General features: G+C 66.2%; 16 protein-coding genes and 3 pseudogenes. 12 read left to right on the top strand and 7 right to left on the bottom strand.

Annotated features, from left to right (window positions below; all coding sequences use genetic code 11):
• The first annotated feature begins 29 nt into the window (after positions 1–29).
• The 11 genes from AC3WL8_RS27335 (at position 30) to AC3WL8_RS27285 (ending at position 11,027) form a co-directional block, all read left to right on the top strand.
• The gene (locus AC3WL8_RS27335; RefSeq protein WP_492379208.1) at positions 30–1,394 is read left to right on the top strand and encodes an LLM class flavin-dependent oxidoreductase; all 1,365 of its coding nucleotides are present in this window, start codon (positions 30–32) and stop codon (positions 1,392–1,394) included.
• A gap of 14 nt (positions 1,395–1,408) precedes the next feature.
• Positions 1,409–2,770, top strand: a complete 1,362-nt coding sequence (locus AC3WL8_RS27330) for an acyclic terpene utilization AtuA family protein (protein WP_492379207.1) — start codon at positions 1,409–1,411, stop codon at positions 2,768–2,770.
• Positions 2,771–2,794: 24 nt separating this feature from the next.
• Complete coding sequence (locus AC3WL8_RS27325; RefSeq protein WP_492379206.1) at positions 2,795–3,118, top strand: DUF4387 domain-containing protein; 324 nt, start codon at positions 2,795–2,797, stop codon at positions 3,116–3,118.
• 58 nt (positions 3,119–3,176) lie between these two features.
• Positions 3,177–4,352, top strand: coding sequence for an ABC transporter substrate-binding protein (locus AC3WL8_RS27320; protein ID WP_492379205.1), 1,176 nt, complete (start codon positions 3,177–3,179; stop codon positions 4,350–4,352).
• 5 nt (positions 4,353–4,357) lie between these two features.
• Positions 4,358–5,227, top strand: a complete 870-nt coding sequence (locus tag AC3WL8_RS27315) for a branched-chain amino acid ABC transporter permease (RefSeq protein WP_492379204.1) — start codon at positions 4,358–4,360, stop codon at positions 5,225–5,227.
• Between the two features lie 2 nt (positions 5,228–5,229).
• Positions 5,230–6,234: a branched-chain amino acid ABC transporter permease gene (locus AC3WL8_RS27310; protein WP_492379203.1), complete on the top strand. Its 1,005-nt coding sequence runs from the start codon at positions 5,230–5,232 to the stop codon at positions 6,232–6,234.
• A complete protein-coding gene (locus AC3WL8_RS27305; RefSeq protein WP_492379202.1) occupies positions 6,231–7,010 on the top strand; it encodes an ABC transporter ATP-binding protein in 780 nt (259 codons plus the stop codon). The genes AC3WL8_RS27310 and AC3WL8_RS27305 overlap by 4 nt, the downstream gene beginning before the upstream one ends.
• A complete protein-coding gene (locus tag AC3WL8_RS27300) occupies positions 6,997–7,737 on the top strand; it encodes an ABC transporter ATP-binding protein (protein ID WP_492379201.1) in 741 nt (246 codons plus the stop codon). The genes AC3WL8_RS27305 and AC3WL8_RS27300 overlap by 14 nt, the downstream gene beginning before the upstream one ends.
• Positions 7,734–8,555, top strand: a complete 822-nt coding sequence (locus AC3WL8_RS27295; RefSeq protein ID WP_492379200.1) for an N-acyl homoserine lactonase family protein — start codon at positions 7,734–7,736, stop codon at positions 8,553–8,555. The genes AC3WL8_RS27300 and AC3WL8_RS27295 overlap by 4 nt, the downstream gene beginning before the upstream one ends.
• Positions 8,556–8,576: 21 nt before the next feature.
• Complete coding sequence (locus AC3WL8_RS27290; RefSeq protein ID WP_492379199.1) at positions 8,577–9,986, top strand: MmgE/PrpD family protein; 1,410 nt, start codon at positions 8,577–8,579, stop codon at positions 9,984–9,986.
• A 135-nt stretch (positions 9,987–10,121) separates the two neighbouring features.
• Positions 10,122–11,027 carry a LysR family transcriptional regulator gene (locus AC3WL8_RS27285; protein ID WP_492379198.1) on the top strand — a complete coding sequence of 302 codons (906 nt, stop codon included), beginning with the start codon at positions 10,122–10,124 and terminating at the stop codon, positions 11,025–11,027.
• Here AC3WL8_RS27285 and AC3WL8_RS27280 read toward each other — a convergent pair.
• From AC3WL8_RS27280 to AC3WL8_RS27250, 7 genes and pseudogenes are all read right to left on the bottom strand, one after another.
• A complete protein-coding gene (locus tag AC3WL8_RS27280) occupies positions 11,005–11,907 on the bottom strand; it encodes an NAD(P)-dependent oxidoreductase (protein WP_492379197.1) in 903 nt (300 codons plus the stop codon). The two genes, AC3WL8_RS27285 and AC3WL8_RS27280, sit on opposite strands and share 23 nt — an antisense overlap.
• A 49-nt stretch (positions 11,908–11,956) precedes the next feature.
• A complete protein-coding gene (locus AC3WL8_RS27275) occupies positions 11,957–12,988 on the bottom strand; it encodes a Bug family tripartite tricarboxylate transporter substrate binding protein (protein WP_492379196.1) in 1,032 nt (343 codons plus the stop codon).
• 23 nt (positions 12,989–13,011) lie between these two features.
• Positions 13,012–14,490 carry an aldehyde dehydrogenase gene (locus AC3WL8_RS27270; RefSeq protein ID WP_492379195.1) on the bottom strand — a complete coding sequence of 493 codons (1,479 nt, stop codon included), beginning with the start codon at positions 14,488–14,490 and terminating at the stop codon, positions 13,012–13,014.
• 273 nt (positions 14,491–14,763) lie between these two features.
• Positions 14,764–14,996, bottom strand: a pseudogene (locus tag AC3WL8_RS27265) (hypothetical protein); the annotation flags it as partial.
• 332 nt (positions 14,997–15,328) lie between these two features.
• Complete coding sequence (locus tag AC3WL8_RS27260) at positions 15,329–15,631, bottom strand: helix-turn-helix domain-containing protein (RefSeq protein WP_211982515.1); 303 nt, start codon at positions 15,629–15,631, stop codon at positions 15,329–15,331.
• Positions 15,615–15,994 (bottom strand): annotated as a pseudogene (locus tag AC3WL8_RS27255) (type II toxin-antitoxin system RelE/ParE family toxin). Before AC3WL8_RS27255 ends, AC3WL8_RS27260 begins: the two are co-directional and overlap by 17 nt.
• A pseudogene (locus tag AC3WL8_RS27250) lies at positions 15,991–16,760 on the bottom strand (tyrosine-type recombinase/integrase); the annotation flags it as partial. The pseudogenes AC3WL8_RS27250 and AC3WL8_RS27255, both read right to left, overlap by 4 nt.
• A 153-nt stretch (positions 16,761–16,913) precedes the next feature.
• Between AC3WL8_RS27250 and AC3WL8_RS27245 the strand changes: the two are divergent.
• Positions 16,914–17,036, top strand: a complete 123-nt coding sequence (locus AC3WL8_RS27245) for a hypothetical protein (RefSeq protein ID WP_492379194.1) — start codon at positions 16,914–16,916, stop codon at positions 17,034–17,036.
• Positions 17,037–17,224 lie beyond the last annotated feature (188 nt).

Raw genomic sequence — 17,224 nt, 5'->3', positions numbered from 1 at the left:
TCTGGATCCACCCGACCGAGAAGACGAACATGAGCAAAGCGCCCCGACAAATGGCCCTGGTGGCCTTCCTGCAAGCCCAGAACTGCTCGAACTATGTGGGCTCGTGGCGACACCCGTCAAGCATGACCGACTACCTGTCGCCCGAGTACTACCAGCGCGTCGCCCGCACGCTGGAGGAAGGCAAGTTCGACATGGCCTTCTTCGACGACCGCCTTGCCATGCCGGACATCTATGGCGCCAGCCATCGCGACACAGTGAAGTACGGCGTGCGCGCCATCAAGCTCGAGCCCACTTCGGTGCTGATGGCGATGGCCATGGTGACCTCGAAGCTGGGCCTTGGCGCCACCTACTCCACCACCTATTACGAGCCCTTCCACGTGGCGCGCCTGTTCGCCACGCTCGATCTGATGAGCAAGGGCCGCGTGGCCTGGAACGTGGTGACGTCGATGAACGATTCGGAGGCCGCCAACTTCGGCCACACCGAGCACCTGGAGCACGACCTGCGCTACGACCGCGCCGACGAGTTCATGGAAGTGGTGATGGGCCACTGGGACACGTGGCGCGAAGGCGCCATGAATCCGGACAAGGCGACGGGGCATTTCGCCGATCCGGACATGGTGCGCCGGCTCGACCATGCCGGGCGCTTCTTCCAGTCGCGCGGGCCGCTGACGGTGCCGCGCTCGAACCAGGGCCACCCGGTGATCCTGCAGGCCGGCCAGAGCGGCCGCGGGCTGTCGTTCGCGGCGCGCTGGGCCGAGGTGGTATTTGCCAAGTACCCAACGCTGGAGAACGGCAAGAAGCAATACCAGGCGCTCAAGGACGGCGTGGCCAACGCGGGCCGCGATCCCGACTCGCTGAAGATCGCGCCCGAACTCAAGATCATCGTCGCCGAGACCGAAAGCCAGGCGCGGGAACAGCGCGAACTGGTGGCCAGCCTGTCGCGCCCGATCGACGGCCTGACAATGATCGGCGAGACCCTCAACATCGACTTTTCCGGGCGCCCGTACGACCAGCCCTTCACCGACGAGGAACTGGCGGCGGTGTCGTGGCAAAGCCTGCGCGACAAGGTCGTGCAGGTCAGCGGCAAGCGCAATCCGTCGGTCAAGGATTTCGTGGAGGCGTCCGGGCGCGGCACGCTCAATGACGGCCCGGTGTTCTGCGGCACCGGCGCGCAGGTGGCGGACCAGATGGAGGAATGGTTCAAGAGCGCCTGCGATGGCTTCGTGCTGTCGGCCACCTCGGTGCCTGGTACCTATGAAGACATTGTTCGCCTGGTCATTCCCGAACTGCAGAAGCGCGGGCTGTTCCGCAAGGAGTACGGCGAAAGCACCCTGCGCGGCAACCTGGGGCTGGCACGCCCGCGCGCCGGCGACTGGCGCCGCGTGTCCGCATGAGCGGGGCAGGCACCATGACCAATACCGTACGCATGATGTCGGCCAGCGGCATCCTGGGCTATGGCTTTCCCGAAAGCTCGCTGCAGCGCGCGCTGGAGCTGCAGCCGCACATGATCGGCGTGGACGGCGGCAGCTCCGACCCCGGCCCGCACTACCTCGGCTCGGGCAAGACGCTGAACTCGCGGCTGGCGATGAAGCGTGACCTGTCGCTGCTGCTGCGCGGCGCCATCGCCAACGGCATCCCGCTAATGGTGGGCACCTGCGGTGGTGCCGGCGGCGAGCCGCACCTGCAAGCCTGCGCGGAGATCATCCGCGAGATCGCTGCCGAGCATGAACTGCACTTCAGGATGGCGCTGATCCATGCGGAGCAGGACCAGCCGTTCCTGCTGCAGCAGCTCGAAGCCGGCAAGATCCGCCCGCTCGGCGACGCGCCGGCGCTTACCGCCGCCGACCTAGAACAGGCCGTGCGCGTGGTCGGCATGATGGGTCCGGAACCCTACCGGCAGGCGCTGCAGGCCGGCGCGCAGGTGATCCTCGGCGGCCGCGGCACCGACCCTGCCCCATGGGTTGCCCTGGCCATGCACCACGGCCTGCCCGAGGCGCCCGCCTGGTACGCGGGCAAGATTCTCGAATGCGCCTGCAATGCCGCCATCCCGAAAAAGCACGACTGCCTGATGGTGACCGTGGGGCCCGACTTCGTCGAAGCGGAACCACTTAATCCCGAACTGCGCTGCACGCCCTTGTCGGTCGCGGTGCAGGCGCTGCACGAGAACGCGAGTCCGATCACGCGCTATGAACCCGGCGGCATCGTTGATTCCAGTGCCTGCCGGATCGAGGTCGTGACCGATCGCCGCGTGCGCATCACTGGCATGCAATGGCAGCCGCGCCCCTACTCCATCAAGCTCGAAGGCGTGCGCCACGCCGGCTTCAGCGCCATCGCCCTGGCCGCCACCCGCGATCCGGGCCTGATCGGCCAGCTCGACACCTTCATGGCGTTCGTGCGCTCGTCGACGGCCACGAAGGTGGCGGCGCTGGGTATCGGCCCCGACGACTACCGGCTGGTGCTGCGCCTTTATGGCCGCAACGGCGTCATGGGCGCATGGGAGCCAGCGCAGGACGCGGCGCCGGTGGAGGTCAGCATCATTGCCGAAGTGGTGGCCCGCACCCAGGACATTGCCAATGCGGCGCTGTCGCTGGCGCGCGTGACGCTGCTGCATTCCGACTTCCCGGGGCGCATGTGCCGTGAGGGGAATATGGCCTTCCCGTTCTCGCCCTCGGATATCGAGCGCGGCGCCATCTATGAATTCATGCTGCAGCACGTGGTGGAGATCGACGACCCGCTGTGCATGTTTCCGATCGAATACGAGCAGGTATAGGGCTCAAGTACAGGACACCGCACCATGGTCAAGCTCAAGGACATCGCCAAGGCGTGCAAAAGCAAGAACGCCGGGCCCTTTCACATCACCCTGGACATCATGTTCGACAACGCCGCGCTGTTTGAGCGCGTGCGCGAGACCGGCGTCATCACGCCGGCGCTGATCGCCAGGCTCTACAACGTAGCCCCCGCCAGCATCCAGTTCACCGAGTACCCACCGGCACTGGCCTGGAAGGCGACGCTGCCGCGCCGCATCCCGTCTGGCGCCATCGGCGACACCGACGTCTATGGCGCGCAGCAGCATGCACCGCTGCTCGATATCGAGATCCCGATCGATATGACCCGCTAGCCCCATCCGTTCAGTTCCGCCTCATTCTTATCCGCCCCCATAACAACGAGGAGACACCATGAAAACCAACATCAAGCGGCTGCTGCCGGCGCTGGTCCTGCTGCCCTGCCTGGCGCAAGCCCAGGAAACCCTGAAAATCGGCGCGCTGGTGACGCTTTCCGGCGCCGGTGCGGCGTGGGGACAGGCCTTGCTGTATGGCGCCGAGCTGGCCGCCGACGACGTCAACGCCAAAGGCGGTCTGGACGTAGCCGGCAAGCGCTACAAGGTGCAGGTCATCCCCTATGACGACAAGTACCAGTCCAGCGATGCCGTCACTGCCGCCAACCGGCTGATCTCCGAAGACAAGGTCAAGTACATCATCGGCCCGATGGGGTCGGCGCCCGCGCTGGCCGTGGCGCCGCTGACCGAGCGCAACAAGGTCATCATCATGACGCTGGGCTTTACCGCCAAGGCATTGAGCCCCGAGAAGCCGTACTCGTTCCGCCCCAACCTGACCACGGAAGAGACCTCCTATCCGTCGATCGTCTGGCTGGTCAAGAACCTGAAGCTGAAGAAGGTGGGGGCGCTGTTCCCCAATGACGAGTCCGGCCAGCAGATCTCGCGCGACCTGGAGGCCGCCTACGCCAAGGCCGGCGCCTCACTGTCAGCCAAGGAGTTCTTCGAGCGCCAGCGCGTGGACATGGTGCCCTTGCTCACGCGCATGATCGCCTCCGGCATCGACGCCATCGAGCTCGATGGCAACTCGCCGCAGACCGCCGGCCTGATCGTGCGCCAGGCACGCGAACTGGGCTTCAAGGGGCCGATCGTGCGCAACGGCGGCCCGGCCACGCCGGAGATCGTCGCTGTGGCAGGCAAGCCCGCCACCGAGGGCATGCTGGTCAGCTCGCTGACCGACCCGGACAACAAGGCCGTGGCCACCTATGCACAGCGCTATGCCGACAAGTACAAGAAGAACATGAACGGCTTCAGCCCCGCGTTCTACGACGGCACCAACATGCTGTTCGCAGCGATGCAGAAGGCCGGCACCGTGGCTGATTCGGAGAAGGTGCGCATGGAGCTGGAGCGCATCAGCAACTATCCGGGCATCCAGGGCAAGCTGAACTGGGGCGGCAAGGCCAAGTACGGCATCGACCACCAGATCGAATCGCCCTTCTTTATCTCCGAGGTCAAGGACGGCAAGGAAGTGGTGCGCGCACGCTGCAACGTCAATGCCTGTGAAACCGTGTCACGGTGAGCGCCATGCAGACATCGAGCCTTGTTGCGCAGGCGCTGGTCAACGGCGTCATCATCGGCCTGCTCTACCTGCTGATGGCGATCGGCTTTACGCTGGTCTTCGGCGTGATGCGCATCGTCAATTTCGCCCATGGCGAGTTCTACATGCTCGGGGCGTTCTTTGCCTACTTGCTGGTCTCCCGCTTCCAGCTGCCGTTCGTGGCAGCCGTGGGCGCCGCCTTCGTGCTGGCGGTCGTACTCGGCTGGGTGATCGAGGAGCTGGTGCTCAAGCCGTTCCGGCATGACGAGCTCAACGGCATGATCGCCACCATCGGCCTGGCCATGATCCTGCAGGCCGTGGCGCTGATGGCCTTCGGGCCCGATCCGCAGTTCATGCCTTCGGTCGCCGATGGCAGCGTGACGCTGGGGGCGGTGAGCCTACCGCTGTCGCGCCTGTACGTGGTGGGCTTCTCGGTCGCCGTGCTGCTCGCGCTCTATGTGTTCCTGGGCCACACCCGCACCGGGCGTGCCCTGCGCGCGGTGGTGCAGGATACGGAGATCGCCACGGCGCAGGGCGTGCGGGCCCGGCTTATGTATCCGCTGGGCTTCGGCATCGGGGTCGGCCTGGCCGCCATCGCCGGCGCGCTGATGGCGCCGCTGTTCTCGGTGTCGCCGTTTATCGGCGCGACGCCACTGCTCAAGGCCTTCATCGTGGTGATCCTGGGCGGCCTGGGCAGCATCCCGGGCGCGGCGCTTGCCAGCCTGCTGCTCGGCGTGACCGAGAGCGTGGCCAGCACCTTCATCAGCAACAGCATTGCCGAGATCCTGATCTTCGCCCTGGTCATGGCGATGCTCGTGATCCGGCCGACCGGCCTGCTCGGCCGCGCGGAGACCTGACAATGAATGAAAGCAAAAGCGTGATTCCGGCGCCGGTGCCCAAGGCCCCTGCGCTGATGCGCGCCGGCAGCGGCGGCGTGCTGCGCGGCGTCGTCCTGCTAGCCCTGGCGCTGGCGCCGCTGGCCACCAGCGACGCCTTCACCACGCACCTGGCCATCCTGGTCTGCATCAACGTCATCATCGTCAGCGGCCTGTCGATCCTGGCGCGGGCCGGGCAGATATCGCTCTGCCACGGGGCGCTGGTCGGCGTTGGCGCCTATGTCGCGGTGTTCGCGGGCATGGGGGCCAAGCTGCCGTTCCCGCTGGCGCTGGTCGCGGCGATGGCGGCGGGCGGCGCCTGCGCGTTCCTGCTGGGGGCCGTGGTGCTGCGCCTGTCGGGCGTGTATTTCGTGCTGGTGACCTTTGCCTTCGGCGAGCTGGTGCGGCTCGGGCTGCTGGAATGGGACACCGTGACCGGCGGCGCCAACGGCATCGCCGGCATTCCGGCGGCGTCGATCCTCGGCTACGCCTTTGACGACAAGACCGCATTCTATGCCATGGCGGTATTGCTCACGGCCGGCGTCACGGCGCTGCTGGCCGTGCTGCTGCGCTCGCCGGCGGGCCAAGCCATCGACACCGTAGGCGACAACGCCCAACTGGCCGAGGCCAACGGCATCAGCGTGCGCGCCACGCAATTGTTCGCCTTTACCGCCAGCGGCATGCTGGCGGGCCTGGGCGGCGCGCTGACGGCGTACTACCTGGGCTATATCTCGCCGGAGTCATTCAATATCCACCTGTCCACGGCCATCATCATCATGATGGTGGTTGGCGGCCGCAAGGCCTTGTTCGGGCCGCTGGTCGGGGCGCTGGTCATGACGCCCCTGCCCGAACTGTTCCGCGGCGCGGTGCAGACGCAGACCATCTTCTATGGCGTGGCGCTGATCCTGATGCTGCGCTTCCTGCCGCAAGGGCTGGCCAGCCTCGCGCAACGCGCGCCCTGGCGCAATCGCAAAGGAGCCGCGCAATGACGCCGATCCTGGAGGTCAACCAGCTCAGCAAGAACTTTGGCGGCCTGAAGGCGGTCTCCGGCCTGAGCTTCAACGTCGGCGCCGACGAAGTTTTCGGCCTGATCGGGCCCAACGGCGCCGGCAAGAGCACTGCGTTCAACCTGATCAGCGGCAGCATCCGGCCCAGTGGCGGCACGGTGCGCCTGCACGGTCGCGACATCACCGGGCTGCCGCCCAGCCGCGTGGTGCGCCACGGGCTGGCGCGCACGTTCCAGTCGACCGCCGTCTACCCGTGCGCGACCGTGGCGCAGAACATCCATCGCGGTGCGCTATCCACCCTGCCCGGCTCGATCTGGACGCATATGGCGAGCACGACCGAGCGCCGTGCCGCGCTGGCGCGGATCGGCAAGGAGGTCGACGAGATCCTGGAGCTGACCGGGCTTGTGCCCTTCCGGGATGTGCTGGCTGGGGGGCTGGCCTACGGGCACCAGAAAAAGCTCGGCGTGGCGATCGGCATTGCCACGCGGCCGACGCTGCTATTGCTTGACGAGCCCGCGGCCGGACTGAACGGCGAGGAGTGCGCTGAGTTCGGCCGCCTGCTGCGTCAGCTGCAGCAGCAGCGCGGCATGTCGCTCTTGCTGGTGGAGCACCACATGGCCCTGGTCATGGAACTGTGCCAGCGCATCGTGGTACTGGTGCAGGGCCAGAAGGTGGCGGAAGGCACGCCCGCTGCCATCCGCCAGGACCCGGCCGTTATCGAAGCCTACCTGGGAGCCCCCGACTATGCCCATGCTTGAAGGCCACCGCATTGCGGTGCATTACGGTCCGCTGGAAGCGGTGCACGATGTTTCCCTGCGCATCGGCGACGGCCAGATCGTGGCGCTGGTCGGCTCCAACGGCGCTGGCAAGTCCACCACTCTCAAGGCCATGATGGGCCTGAAGCCGCTGTCGCGCGGCACCCTGACGTGGGGCGGCGAAGACATCTCGGCCTTGCCGGCGGCAGCGCGCGTCGCGCGCGGGATTGCCCTGTCGCCCGAGGGGAGGCGGCTGTTCCCGCGCATGACGGTGCTGGAAAACCTGCAACTCGGCGCCCACACGGTACGCAACGCGCGCACGCGGCAACGCACGATGGAGCAGGTCTACGCGCTGTTCCCGCGTGTGGCCGAGCGCCGCCACCAGCAGGCCGGCTCGCTCTCCGGCGGCGAGCAGCAGATGGTGGCGATCGGCCGCGCGCTGATGGCGCAGCCGAAGCTGCTGATGCTGGACGAACCGTCGCTGGGCCTCGCGCCCAAGATCATCGCGGAGATCGCGCATGCGGTGGAGGCGCTCAATCGCGATACCGGGCTGTCGATCGTGCTGGTCGAGCAGAATGCGCGGCTGGCGCTGCGCCTGGCGCACCACGCGTATGTGCTGGAACAGGGCGCGGTGGTGCGCAGCGGCACCGGCCAGGCGTTGCTGGCCGACGATTTCGTGCAGAAAGCTTACCTTGGCGCCGCGCCGATCCAAGGAGAACTGGCAGCATGACTACCGCATCCACCCTGCCCCAATATGAGGTCTATGCGCTGCGCTTCGCGACCATGCAGCGGCGCACCGGCGAGAACTTCATCTTCCGCGACGAGCACGATGGCGTGGTCGAGATGGATTTCTTTATCTGGCTGGTGCGGCACGGCAAGACCACGATACTGGTCGATACCGGCTTTGGCGAACGCAGCGCACAGCAGCGCAAGCGGCCGCTGGACCTGTGCCCGATCGAAGCGCTCAGGCACTTGGACGTCGAGCCCGCGGACATCCGCGACGTGGTGTTGACCCACCTGCATTGGGACCACGCCGGCAACCTCGACAAGCTGCCGAATGCCACCTTCCATATCCAGGACGATGAGGCCGCGTATGCCACTGGCCGCTGCATGTGCGAGCCGTCGCTGCGCCGGGCCTTTGCCGTGGAAGACGTGTGCGATTTCGTGCGGCGCGTCTACGACGAGCGGGTCTGCTTCCATGATGGCGACGAAACCCTGGCCCCCGGCGTGGAACTGATCCGCGTCGGCGGCCATACCAAGGGCCTGCAGGCAGTGCGCGTGCATACCGCGCGCGGCTGGGTAGTGCTGGCATCCGATGCCGCGCACTACTACGCCAACCTGGAACGCAGGATCCCGTTTCCCGTGGTGGTCGACGTGGCTGGTATGCTCGAAGGCCACAAGCGGCTGGTGAAGGCGGCAAGCTCTCCCGACCACTTCATTCCCGGCCACGACCCGCTGGTGCTGGTGCGCTATCCTCGCGTGGAGAACGTGCCTGTTGCCATTGCCTGCCTGCATCGCGAGCCGGCCCCCGCCGCCGCGCCGGCCTGAACCCTGATCTCAACAAGCCTCATGGAACACACCGCAAGACTCCGCCCCCCCTCCGCCAATATCGCCCGTGCCCTGGCGCAGTTTGCGCTGGGCCTGGCGCCCTCGACGCTGCCCGACGATGTCTGGCGCAAGTCCACCCACCAGATCCTCGACGCGATCGGGTTGGCGCTGGCGTCACGGCGCTTTCCGTTCGCCGCGCCGGCACTGGCCGGCATCCGGGCTGCCGGCGCGCCCGGCGACGCCGCCACCATCGGCGGCGGCGAGCGGCTACAACCACGCGACGCGGCCCTGGCCAACGGTTACCTGATCCACGGCCTCGATTTCGACGACACGCACCCCGGCAGCATCGTGCACCCGACGGTAGCGTGCCTGCCCGCCGCCCTCGCGATGGCGGAAGCCACCGGCGCCACCTGGGGCGAGCTGATCGCGGCCTATGCGGCCGGCATGGAGACCGCAATCCGGCTGGGCCGTGCGGTCAAGGGCGGCTTCCACCATGCGGGCTTCCACGCCACCGGGCTAGTTTCGCATTTCAGTGCGGCGGTGATCGCCGGCAAGCTGCTGGGGCTGTCGGAGGACGAAATGGTCTCCGCCCAAGGAATCGCTGCCAGCACGTCGGCCGGGGTGCAGGTATTCCTGGAGAACGGCGCCTGGACCAAGCGCATGCATCCGGGCTGGGGCGCGCTGTCCGGCATTACCGCCGCGAAGCTGGCGCAGGCCGGCTTCCACGGCCCGGACCGTCCGTATGAAGGCAAGTTCGGCCTGTTCGACACGCATATGCAGGAGCGCGCCGGCGAAGTCGACACGGAATCGGTACTGCAGGGGCTGGGCGAGGAATGGACTCTGATGGACACCGCGATCAAGCCTTTCCCGGTCTGCCACTTCATCCACGGCTGCGCCGAGGCCGCGCTCACGCTGCGCGCGGATATCGGCGACCCGCGCAGCATCGAGGCCATCGTCTGCGAGCTGCCGGCGCCGACGCTGCCGATCGTGGCGGAGCCGGCCGCGGCCAAGCAAGTGCCGCGCTCCGACTACGAAGCCAAGTTCAGCGTGCAATATGTGGTGGCGGCCTGCCTGGTGCGCGGCCGCTTCACGCTGGCTGAGCTCGATGACGACAGCCTGGCCGATGCGGAGATCCTCGCGCTGGCGGCCAAGGTGCAATGCGTGGCAGAAGCGGACACCGCGTTCCCGAAGTATTTCTCGGGCGCAGTCTCCGTGCGCGGCGTCGGCGGGACTACCCTGCGCCGCAGCGTGCCGGTCAACCTGGGCAGCGGCGAGCGCGCGCTGAACCTCGAGGCGATCGTCGCGAAGTTCCGCGCCAACGCCGGCCTGACGCTGGCGCGGCCAGAGGTCGATGCCGTGCTCGAAACGCTGCTGTCGGCCAACAGCGATACGCCGGTGCGGGACGTGGCGCGGGTACTCGCCTGCGCCTGAGGATCCCGCAGTGCATGCCCTGCCCCCGCCTGCGGCGGCGGGGCGCAGGCTCCATTGCCTCCACATGATTCCCTATTGACAGCCGTCCGGCCGGCACGGCAATGTTCTCCCGCCTATTTTGCGAGTCGACCTATCATGGACATGAAGCAGCTTCGCTACTTCGTCATGGTTGCGGAGGAACTGAGTTTCAGTCGGGCTGCCGAGCGGCTCCACATGTCTCAGCCGCCGCTATCGCAGCACATCAAGCTCCTGGAAGAGGAGCTGGGCGTGAAGCTCTTCAACCGCACGCGCCGCGAAGTCAAGCTGACCGATGCTGGTGCGGTGTTCCTGCGCGAAAGCCGCCTGCTGCTGGGCCAGATGCGCACCGCCGTCAGCGCCACCGTGCGCGCTTCGCAAAGCGATGTGGGCACGCTGCGACTGGGCGTGGCCACCTCGGCTCTGTTCGATATCCTGCCGGCGTTCCTCTCGCTGGTACGGGAGGCGTTTCCGGGGGTGGAAGTGTCCGTCGCCGACATGCAGTCGCAGGACCAGATTTCCGCGGTCTCGCACGGGCTGCTCGATATCGGCATCGTTCACGTGCGCCCCGATCGCGACAAGCTGATGCACATCCCGGTCCACGACGACACTTACCTGGCCGTGCTGCCCGAGGGCCATCGGCTTGCGCATGCCGAGCACTTCGCGCTGACCGACCTGGCCGACGAGCCGATGGTCGCGCTCTCGCGCGAACATGGCCCTGCCGTGTATGACGCCATCGTCGCTTCGTGCTACGAGGCCGGCTTCAGCCCAAATTTCAAGCACAAGGCGCGCAGCCCGCTGACGATCTTCCAGATGGTGCGGCTGGGCTTTGGCGTGGCGCTGGTGCCGCGCTCCTATGCCTCGAGCGGCTATCCTGGGGTGTGCTTCCGGGACCTGCCGCCCACCGCCGGCAAGGTGCACATGGAGGCGATCTGGAGCGAGAAACACGCCTCCGACCTGACTCTGAGGATCGCCGCGGAAATCCTTCCGCGGCTGGCCGGGATCAAGCCTGCGTCGGCACCGTAGCCGGCACGCGGCCATCCACGAGCTGGATCATTGCCGGGTGATAGTTCTGCCCCAGCCCGGCATCGCGCGCCTGGCACATCAGGTCGTAGGTATACTGCGCCATGCGCGGATGGAAGTCGCCCTGCTGTGCCAGCGACAAGGCCAGGCTGGCATCCTTGATCGCATAGACCATCGGGAAAGTCTTTTCCGGGAAATGATCGCGAACCAGCGACTTCATACCATGGTTGCGCAGCACGAAGCTGTCGGCCGATCCCTGTGACAGCAGATTGAACAGCGCCTCGCCGTCCATGCCGGCATGGCGCCCGATCGTCAGCACCTCGGCGAGTGCGTTGACGGTCATGAAGACCATCATGTTGTTGAGGATCTTAAGCGTCTGTCCGCTGCCGATATCGCCACAGTGCAGCACATCGGTGCCCATGCACTCGAGGTAGGGGCGCACCGCCGCCACATCTTCGGCGCCGCCGCCCACGCTGATCAGCAGCGTCCCCTGTATTGCCGCTTCCTTGGTGCGGGCCACGGGTGCGTCGACAAAGGCAATGCCCGCGGCGCGCAGCGCCTGCGCCAGCGCGCGCGTGCGCGCCACGTCGCTGGTGCTCATGTCGACGATCATGCGCGGCCGCCGCGGCGCGGCCAGCAGCTGGCTTGCGACCGTTTCGACTTCCGCGATCGATGGCAGCGACAGGAAGACGATATCGGCAGCGGCGCCCACAGCGGCCACCGACGCCGCGGCGATGCCGCCCTTCTCGACCACGCGCACGACGGCCTCGGCGGACATGTCGAACACGTGGACCGAGCGGCCCGACTTGCGCACGAGGTTCGCGCACATCGGCTCGCCCATGACGCCCAGACCTACGAAGCCCAGCGTTGCATCTTGACTCATGATTCAGCTCCAGAGAAATCGGATGTGAGATGGAGGATGAGGGGACCGGCTATTGGTCTGCCTTGATATGGGCTTGCGCGATCAGAGTCTTGTATTTCGACAGCTCGCTGGCCGTGTAGCGCGTGAAGTCGTTGGGCGACGATGCCTGTGCGATGAAAGAGATGCCGGCAAGCTTCTGCGCCACGGCGGGCGCCTGTATCGCCTTCTGCATCTCCTTGTAGAGGCGCTCGACCACGGGGGCCGGCGTGCCGGCCGGCCCCCACAGGCCATACCAGCTCGGCATGTCGAAGCCCGGAAAGCCGCTCTCCGCGACGGTGGGCAACGCTGGCAGCGATGGCAGCCGCTTGTCGCTGGTGACCGCCAGCGCGCGCAGCCGCCCCGCCTGCACGTGCGGATAGGCTGACGCCATCGGTTCGATCATGGCGGACACGTGTCCGCCCATCAGGTCGACCAGGGCGGGCGCGCCGCCCTTGTAGGGCACGACCGGCATGTCGACCTTCGCCTCGACGTTGAGCAGCTCGCAGGCCAAGTGACCGGCGGCGCCGAACGCGGCAATCGCCCATTGCAGTTCGCGAGGTCGCTTGCGTGCGTCGTTGAGCAGGTCCGCCAGCGTGCGGTAGGGGCCATCGGCTCTTACCAGGACAAGCTGGGGCTGCGCGCCGATGCCGGTAATCGGCGCGAAGTCCTTCATCGGGTCATAGGTCGCGGTGCTCAACAGGACCGGGTTCGCCATCTGCAGCGAGGCATTGAGCAGGATGGTGTAGCCATCGGGCCTGGCATGCTTGACGTACTGCGCGCCGATGACGCTGCTGGCGCCCGGGCGGTTCTCGATCAGGACCGGTTGGCCGAGCTGCTCCTGCAGCTGGGGTCCGAGGGTGCGCGCGACGGTGTCGACGGATCCGCCTGGCGGAAACGGCACCACCAGCCTGATCGGTCCCGACGGGTAAGTGCCCGTGGCCCTTGACGCGAACGGCACGACACCGGCCGCCAGCGCCAGGGCGCCGCCGCAGAGTGCCAGGGTCTGACGCCGGCTGATCTCGCGGGGCCCCGCTTGCGGGGCGTCGCCTTGCTTGGTCTTCATGGTGGTCCTCCTTGCGGCGGGGGTCAGGTGCGGATCGCGAAGGGATCGCGCACCTCCTCGGAGAAATCGATCATCACATTGCGGGTGGTCAGGTATTCGCGCAAGCCGGCCTCGCCGCGTTCACGGCCGATGCCGGACTCCTTGAAGCCCCCGAAGGGTGCCTGGGCGGCGATGGCGCGATAGGTGTTGACCCAGACCGAGCCGCATTGCAGCTGCCGCGATACGCGCATGACGCGCGAGAGATCGCGCGACCACAGGCCGGCGGCGAGCCCGTAGCGGCTGTCATTGGCCAACCGTACGGCCTCGTCTTCGGTATCGAACGGGATGATGGCCAGCACGGGCCCGAAGATCTCTTCCTGTGCGAGCTGGCTGCCGTTGTCGACGTCGGTAAAAATGGTCGGCTCGATGAAATAGCCCTGCCCCAGGCCAGCGCCTTCGGCACGGCGCCCGCCGGTGACCAGCCGCGCACCGGCTGCCCTGGCCTGCTCAATGGCGGCGAGGATGCGGAGGAACTGCGGTTCGTTGGCAACGGTGCCCATTTCGGTGGCGGGATCGAGCGGATCGCCCATGCGGATATTGCGCGCGCGCTCCGCCAGGCGCGGCACCATCTGGTCCAGCACGCCCCGCTGCACCAGCAGCCGCGAACCGGCGACGCAGGTCTGACCGGTGGCGCCAAAGATGCCGGCCAGTGCGCCGACCACGGCCTTGTCCAGGTCGGCATCGTCAAAGATGATGTTCGGCGACTTGCCGCCAAGCTCCAGCTTAACCGGCACCAGCCGGCGCCCGGCCATGGCGGCAATCTCGCGTCCGACCTGCGGGCTCCCCGTGAAGCTCACCAGGGCGACGCCAGGATCCTCCACCAGCGCCCGCCCGGTTTCGGCGCCCCCGGTCACCACGTTGAACACCCCTGGCGGGAAGCCGGCTTCCTCCACCAGGGCGGCAAACTCGAGCGTCGATGCCGAAGCATGTTCGGACGGCTTGACCACCACGCAGTTGCCGGTGGCCAGCGCCGGTGCCATCTTGTTGGCCAGCAGTGCCAGCGGCGAGTTCCACGCCGTGATCAACGCCACCACGCCAAAGGGCTCGAGCGACAGATAGTCGAGCGTGTTCGGCTGGTCGAGCGGCACATGCTGGCCGAACAGCTTGTCGGCATAGCCCGCAAAGTAGCGCAATTGCCGGCCGACCCACAGCATCTGCGGGCGCGTTTCCCGCACGATCTTGCCGTTGTCGGTGCTTTCGATCCGCGACATGCGGTCCGCCTGGCCTTCGATCAGCGCGGCCAGCTTCAGCATCAGCTCGGCGCGCCTGACGCCCGGCATATCGCGCCAGACCTCACAAAAGGCGCGATTGGCGGCGGCCACGGCGGCGGCTACGTCTTCGGCACTGGCGTCGGGGATCTCGGCCCAGACCTGGGACGTGAAAGGATTGGTGCTTTGCAGCATACGGCCGCTGGCCGGTGGGATGCGACGCCCGGCCACATGCAAGTGATACGTCTGGACCACTGTTGTCTCCTCGTTATCTTGTATTTGTCGGCGAGGCCGGGCGTCGGTATGGCGTGCCGGCGTCGCTTGCCTCATGGCAAATCAGTGGAGGGAGTATAGGGACGTGGCTTTCCCGGCGTCTAATACCGTTTTGCTCATTCAGTTATCTGAAGACGTCGTATTCCGCTGCGTGGTGGCGCCAACACCCGTTGGCAAGAAAAATGGCCCGCCCCAACAATCGCCGGGCGGGTATTCAGGCGTCAGTTCTGGCTCTAGGTTCAGGCTCTCAGTCGCCAAGCCCTCATCAGCGCATTGCAAACCGGCCTGCCTGACCATTTGGAAGCGCCGCAGCCCTTCACGCCTGGCATAGCCATGCCCTGCAGCGAACCGATCAGCGTGGCGTACTCGCCGTCGCCAAGCGATAGCGTCGAGGCCGATGTCCACGTCGAGCGTGCCGACGTGCGGCATCTCGTCGTTGGCCAATACAGCCAGTGCACCGCGCCGCCGACTGCCGCGGGCTGGCGCAGCCAGTGGAGCCTTTACCCGGGTCTGCACCAGCCCCGTCCAGACCTATCTCGATCTCGCCATCGCGGGAGGGGCGGGGAAGCTGCGCGGCACCTACGCCACGAACGACTGAATTGGGCCAGATGACAACCCGGGAACCACAATCCGCGGCCGACTATAACGACTTGGTCTTGAGTACGGCCGCGTTCTGGAATCCAGAGAAGATCCAGGAGGCAACCGGAGCACGAGCATGTCGCAACAGTCCTTTTCCTCGTCCGATTCATCGCTGCTGGTACGTGACGACCAGGGGAGGGGCAATCCGTGTCGCCAATGCTTGCCTCCGTCGTCCCGGGCATCAGATGATGGCCTGCAATCCCTTGTCGGCGATGACGTTGAGCAGTTTGAGCGCCGGCCCCGTGGGGTGGGTTTCGCCTTGCTCCCATTTGCGCACGGTCGAAGCGGTGGTGTGGAGGTGCAGCGCGAAGACCGGCTGGCTGAACTTCAAGGCTTCGCGCAGGCGTTTGATGTCGACAGCACTGAACTCCCGCACCGGCGGCGGGCAGATCGCGTCGAACTCGCGCATCGTCACCTTGCTGATCGCTCCCGCTTCGTGGAGCGCAGCTAAGTCGCCACGCAGGGATTCAATGATCTTGCTCACAACACACCTCCAATAACACGCCAGCCTGCAGCGCCTTCGCCAAGGCTTCCGCGGACAGCTCTTGGAACACCTTGCCGGCGAATTGCAGCGCCTTCTTCTCGTCCTGCGTGAGGTTCGCCTTGTCGCTCTTGGGGACCGCATGCAGGAAACGTAGCGGCTACCTATCCGGGCCGACACCAGCGTGCGGTACCCGCCACTCTTGCCGCCGGGGCGCGCCACCCATTACTTGTAGAGGAAGCCGCCCAAGTCCGCGTCAATCAGAGCGCTTTCCATTTCCTGAACCGCCTTGCACCAAGGCGGCATCGGGCAGCTTCGCGCCCGCCTGCCACCGCGCAAAGTCTTCCGCTTGAGGACGCGGGTCATCTTGACCTCCAAACTATACCCGTAACGGGCACACTTTCCCATCCCCTGGCGCGGTGCGCACGCAGAAGGGACGAGGCACCTGCGCTGACAACCGGCTTGCGCCGGGTCGCCACCAGTTCGGCCGCCTTCCGTACGGGGTCGTCCTCGGTGTGGACGTAGCACATGAACATCGCCACGGTCTTGTGCGCGGTCAGCGCCATGCCGACCTTAACCGGGATGCCCGAGTTGGCAGTGTCGGTCGCAGAGCGATGGCGGATGCCGTGGGTACCGACCTTCGGCACGCCGGCACGAGCAAGAATGCGCCGCCATGCCTGATAGTAGGAATGGGGGCGGAATGGGGGCCGAGCGGCTTGTCGTGGTCGAGGATGGCCGGACAGACGTAGGGCGACTTGCCGTAGCGCGGCGCGTTCGTCAGCAGCCGGCGGGCTTCCTCGCTCAACGGCTTGGACATATCGCCCGTCTTGCTGTCTGGCCAGACGACCCGGCCATTGGGCAGGTCGAGCCAATCCCATTGCAACAGCAGGATCTCCGACATGCGCGCCGCGAACTCGAATTGCAGCCGGATGGCCAGCAGGTAGATCGGATGCTCCAGCTCTTCGGCCTCGGCCTTGTCCAGGAAGGCGAACAGGCTGACCATCTGTTCGTCGCTGATGAGGCGGGTCGAGCCTTTCTCCGGGTACTTGGACACGTGGCGGCAAGGATTGGAGCCGTCGTGCCGGTAGCCCCACAGTTCGGCCAGGTTGAACATCTTGCGAACGAGCGACAATTAACTATCTGCCCGTGCTTTGGCGAAATGAACAGGCAGTGATAAGGCGGCAGCGGCAGCGGTAGTAGTGCATGCCGTGCCCCGCAAGGGAACACGGTATGCACCCTGTCAGTTCATTCTGGCGCAGCTGAATAAATGGAGACAGAAAAATGCATGGTCATCATCGACCAAGACAAGTCACGCTTATTCCCGTGGATTTTCACAGTTGATTTTGATTGGCACAATGCCGCCGGCGAGATTGCCGGCAGGGCGTCACCATTGGAGACCCATAAGTAGATGCGCGTTTGCCCACGTCTTGGCGCATTTTCTGAGGCGCGCCAAGCCGCTATGGGTAGCTCTTCCGAAATTTGTGACGCCCCGACTCGATTCCTGAAGACGCTGCGCCTACGATGAACACGCCGCCGAAGGCGATTCGGCCGTCTCCCTCCGTGTTCGGACGCGGGCTTGTCTGCCACCATGCGTTC

This window comes from Cupriavidus sp. FW305-F7 (assembly GCF_058782875.1).
Note: the sequence above shows the minus strand (reverse complement) of the source record. Positions and strands in the feature narration are given on the sequence as shown.

Coding starts and splice junctions, on each gene's coding strand:
- AC3WL8_RS27335 (WP_492379208.1), top strand. CDS start 30: ATGAGCAAAGCGCCCCGACAAATGGCCCTGGTGGCCTTCCTGCAAGCC.
- AC3WL8_RS27330 (WP_492379207.1), top strand. CDS start 1,409: ATGACCAATACCGTACGCATGATGTCGGCCAGCGGCATCCTGGGCTAT.
- AC3WL8_RS27325 (WP_492379206.1), top strand. CDS start 2,795: ATGGTCAAGCTCAAGGACATCGCCAAGGCGTGCAAAAGCAAGAACGCC.
- AC3WL8_RS27320 (WP_492379205.1), top strand. CDS start 3,177: ATGAAAACCAACATCAAGCGGCTGCTGCCGGCGCTGGTCCTGCTGCCC.
- AC3WL8_RS27315 (WP_492379204.1), top strand. CDS start 4,358: ATGCAGACATCGAGCCTTGTTGCGCAGGCGCTGGTCAACGGCGTCATC.
- AC3WL8_RS27310 (WP_492379203.1), top strand. CDS start 5,230: ATGAATGAAAGCAAAAGCGTGATTCCGGCGCCGGTGCCCAAGGCCCCT.
- AC3WL8_RS27305 (WP_492379202.1), top strand. CDS start 6,231: ATGACGCCGATCCTGGAGGTCAACCAGCTCAGCAAGAACTTTGGCGGC.
- AC3WL8_RS27300 (WP_492379201.1), top strand. CDS start 6,997: ATGCCCATGCTTGAAGGCCACCGCATTGCGGTGCATTACGGTCCGCTG.
- AC3WL8_RS27295 (WP_492379200.1), top strand. CDS start 7,734: ATGACTACCGCATCCACCCTGCCCCAATATGAGGTCTATGCGCTGCGC.
- AC3WL8_RS27290 (WP_492379199.1), top strand. CDS start 8,577: ATGGAACACACCGCAAGACTCCGCCCCCCCTCCGCCAATATCGCCCGT.
- AC3WL8_RS27285 (WP_492379198.1), top strand. CDS start 10,122: ATGGACATGAAGCAGCTTCGCTACTTCGTCATGGTTGCGGAGGAACTG.
- AC3WL8_RS27280 (WP_492379197.1), bottom strand. CDS start 11,907: ATGAGTCAAGATGCAACGCTGGGCTTCGTAGGTCTGGGCGTCATGGGC.
- AC3WL8_RS27275 (WP_492379196.1), bottom strand. CDS start 12,988: ATGAAGACCAAGCAAGGCGACGCCCCGCAAGCGGGGCCCCGCGAGATC.
- AC3WL8_RS27245 (WP_492379194.1), top strand. CDS start 16,914: ATGGTCATCATCGACCAAGACAAGTCACGCTTATTCCCGTGGATTTTC.